Here is a 4,014-nt window from a genome sequence, read left to right as displayed (position 1 = left end):
GGGTGCCGCGCCCAGCACGGCACGCCCCGGAACGGCTCGCCCGGCAGGGGCACCAGCCGGGCTTCCGGCGGGGTCTGGGTGCTCCAGTCCAGGTCGTGGCCCCGCTCGTAGAGCCGGGCCAGTACGCCAGGCACGCCGTCCGTGGCGGTTGCGATGGAGAGCACCTCGGCGCCAGGCCGGCCGGCGAGGTGCTCGGCCAGCAGGTCGCTGAGCTCGCCCCGGGAGCCCAGCTCCACGAACACCACTGGACCAAGGGCGAGTTGCTCATCGGCAACGGACCTCAGACGGTCCGCGTCCAGGGGCGGGGCGGTGACGCCCCCCTCGGACAGCTTCCTGCGGTCCTCGTCGGTGAGGGTGCCGTTGAGGTGACGGACCGCGTAGCGGGAGAGTCCGGAGCTGATCAGTCCGTCCGGGGTGATCCCCGCCCGGACCAGCGCGGCGTGGGCGGCCAGCTGTCCCCGTACGGCACCGGCGTCGTGCTCCGGGAGCGGGAGGGTACCGGGGTCCGTGCCGAAAAGCCCGGAGGGCGGTGCCGCGTCGCCTGACAGGAGGAACACGACACGGGGCCGCGCGGGCACGGAAGCCCCCTGGGTCCCCTGCGGCTCCGGGGCAGCCGTGGCTCCCGAGGCCGCGGCGGCCTCCGGCCACGCCGGGGACGGCCCCACTCCTCGCCTGTCCACCCCGCTCCAGGTCACCGCCGCCGCCAGTTCGGCCGCGAGGTGCCGGGTGCGGTCGGCCACCACGGCCAGCCGGAAGGGATGGTGCTCCCGGCCCGTGTTCAGGGTCCGTGCCACGTCGTCGAGGGCGACATCGCCGGAGCGGAGCGCCAGCGAGAGCCGCTCGCACACCGCGTACAGGTCGGCCTCGGTGCGCCCCGAGACGCCGATCAGCCGGGCCGTGCCGTCCTGGGCCGGGCGCGGCAGCGCGGGCGGCTCCTCGACCACGCAGTGCGCGTTGACCCCGCCGAGGCTGAAGGAGCTGACGCCGGCCCGCCGGGGGCCGGCGGACCGCCACGGCCGCAGCGAGGTCACCACGTCGAGGTCGGCGCCGGTCAGGTCCACCTCCGGTGCGGCCTGCCGGAAGTGCAGGGACGGGTACAGCTCCGCGTGCCGCACACTGAGGATCGCCTTGACCAGACCGGCGATACCGGCCGCGTGGTCGAGGTGGCCGAGATTCGTCTTCAGGGAGCCGATCGGGAGGGTGCCGCCCCGTCCCCGGCGCGCGAGGGCCGGGCCCTCCACCTCGACGGCGTCGCCCAGCCGGGTGCCGGAGCCGTGGGCCTCCAGGTAGCCGGCCGTGGCGAGGTCGAGGCCGGCCCGGTCCCAGGCGCGGTTGATGACGTCGGCCTGGGCGCGGGCGCTGGGGGTGGCGATGGTGGCGGAGTGGCGGCCGTTGTGCGCGGTGGCGGTACCCCGGATCACCGCGTGCACGTGCGCGCCCTCGTCCAGGGCGCGTTCGAGGGTGGTGAGGAGCAGGACCGCGCCGCCCTCTCCGGCGCCCGCGCCGTCCGCCGCCGCGTCGAAGGCGCGGGAGCGGGCGGTGGGCGAGGCGATGCCGGGGAAGTCGCCGACGGCTGCCGCCGGAGCGATGGCGTGGCGCAGGCTCACGCCACCGACGACCGCGTACCCCGCTTCCGCGTCCCGGAGTTCGCGGCAGGCCTGGTGGACGGCGACGAGCGAGCCGTTGCACCCGGTGTCGACGCCGTAGCAGGGGCCGGTGAGGGCGAAGCGGTGGGCGACGCGGGCGGGGAGCGCGAAGGGCATGTTGCCCATGAGGCTGAGGGTGCCGGGTTCGCTGACGAACGGCAGGTATCCGTTGCCGGGCGAGCTGAACACCACGGCCGTCCGGCTGTCGCGCAGCGCCGCGGAGGTGTACCCGGCGTTCTCCAGCGCCTCCTGGGTGAGGTGGAGCGCCAGCCGGTGCTGCGGGTCGGTGACCTCCGCCTCGTGGCGGGAGAGGCCGAATCGCTCGTGGTCGAAGAGGTCGATCCGGTCCAGGTAGCCCATGTCGGGATAGTCAGGTTCCGGGTCGAGGCCGGTGGCGGCGATCCGCTGCGGGGGGACGGGGCGTACGGAGTCCCGTCCGGCGCGGAGGTTCGCGCGCAGGGTCGTGAGGTCGGCCGCCTCGGGCAGGCGGGTCGCGATGCCGATCACCGCGATGCCGCCCGGGGCGGCACCGGTTGTCTGCGCCTTCACGCGGAACACTCCTTCGTCACAGCTCGTAGGCGACCGGGGCGGGCTGGGCGAGCAGTGGCGGAGGGCCCCCGTCGCCGGTGTTCGCGGTCCGTTCTTCGAGGGCGGCCGTCTGGGCGGCGATGGTGGTGAGGTCGAACAGTTCCCCCACACGTACCGTTCCGGGCCACCGCTCCTCCAGGGCGCTGTACAGCTCGATGACCTTGAGCGAGTTGCCGCCGACGCGAAAGAAGTTGTCGTGGGGGCCTGCGTCCTCGTGCCCCAGCACCTCGGCCCAGATCTCCCGGACCGTGTTCCGGAGCGCGGACGGCCCGTCCTCGGTTCCGGGCCGGGGCACTCCGGCACGGGACGCGGTCCGCTCGCCCCCGTCCCCGCCGCCGTCCCTGTCCCCGTCCCTGTCCGCGTCCCTGTCCGCGGGCCGGGAGCCGGGCTCTCCCGGGGCGGGTACGAGGGCGGCGAGGGACCTGCGGTCGGCCTTGCCGGTGGAGGTGAGGGACATCCGGTCGAGCTCGACGAACCGGTGCGGCAGCGCCTGCTCGACGAGGTGGAAGCGGCAGTGGCGGCGCAGTTCCCGGGGGTCGGGGACGGTCCGGCCCGGTGCGGGGGTGAGGAACGCGGTCAGGACCGGTTCGCCGTCCTGCGGCCGTGCGCAGGTCACGACGGCCTGGTCGACGGCGGGATGGACTTCGAGGGCGGCCTCGATGTCGCCGAGTTCGACGCGGGTGCCGCGGATCTTCACCTGCTGGTCGGTCCGGCCGTGGTAGTGCAGTGCACCGGTGGCGTCGCGGTGGGTGATGTCGCCGGTGCGGTAGAGGCGGGCTCCGGGGGGGCCGAACGGGGAGGCGACGAAGCGTTCGGCTGTGAGCCCGGGCGCGCGGGCGTAGCCGAGGGCGACGAAGGCTCCGCCGATGTACAGCTCGCCCTTTTCTCCGGGGCCCGTCTCGCGCAGCCGGTCGTCCAGGACGTGGGCGGTGGCGCCGGGCCAGGGGCGGCCGATGGGGACGCGTTCCGCGTCGGGGTCGGGCCGGCTCTCGACGGTGCAGGAGACGACGGTCTCGGTGGGCCCGTACTCGTTGACGAGCCGGGCGCCCGGCAGCTGCGTGCGATGGGTCCTGACCAGCTCGGGCGTGCAGACCTCACCGGCGACGACGACGACCCGGAGGCTGTGGGGGAGCCGTTCGGAGCCGGCGAGGAGCAGCCGGTAGTAGGACGGTACGACGACGAGGTGGGTCGCCTGGTGGCGGTGGGCGAGCCGGGTGAACTCGGGAGCGAGCTGGAGTTCGCGCGCGGTCGGCAGCAGCAGGGTGTGGCCGTGGGAGAACGACCAGAACATGCCGGCGAGCATGCCGTCGAAGGAGAGGCGCATCGCCATCAGGAAGACCGAGGGGGCGGTGCCGTAGACGGTGCCGCGCGGGCGGACGGAGTCTGCGAGTTGGCGGCGGGTGACCACGACGCCTTTGGGCGGGCCGCTGGAGCCCGAGGTGTAGATGAGGTAGGCGGGGGCGTTCTCCGGGACTGGGGGCGCGGCGGATGCGGCCGTGCGGGCCCCGGCTTCGGCGAGGGCGGTGGGGTCGAGGTCCTCGGCGGGCAGGAGGGGCGGCGGGTCGGGAAGGCGGGCCAGGGTCCGGTCGTCCCGGCTGCCGATGACGACGGCGCAGTCGGTGTCGTGCAGGAGAGCTCGGAGTCTGGCTTCGGGAAGGTCGGGCTCTAGCGCGGCCCAGGCGGCGCCGACGCGGAGCGCGGCGAGGACGGCGACGACCGCGACGGCGCTCTGTTCGAGCCGGAGGCAGACCGTGGTCCCGGGGCGGGCTCCGGCCGCGCG

2 protein-coding genes are annotated in these 4,014 nt (G+C 75.0%); both read right to left on the bottom strand.

Going from position 1 to position 4,014, the window contains the following annotated elements; translation table 11 throughout:
- A partial coding sequence (locus tag ACYVE9_RS18065) for a polyketide synthase (RefSeq protein WP_461028917.1) occupies positions 1-2,195 on the bottom strand: 2,195 nt, incomplete at its 3' end.
- 16 nt (positions 2,196-2,211) lie between these two features.
- Positions 2,212-4,014, bottom strand: a 1,803-nt coding sequence (locus ACYVE9_RS18060; protein ID WP_461028916.1) for a non-ribosomal peptide synthetase, incomplete at its 5' end; no start/stop codon positions are given.

It is taken from the genome of Streptomyces sparsus (genome assembly GCF_054776295.1).
Note: the sequence above shows the minus strand (reverse complement) of the source record. Positions and strands in the feature narration are given on the sequence as shown.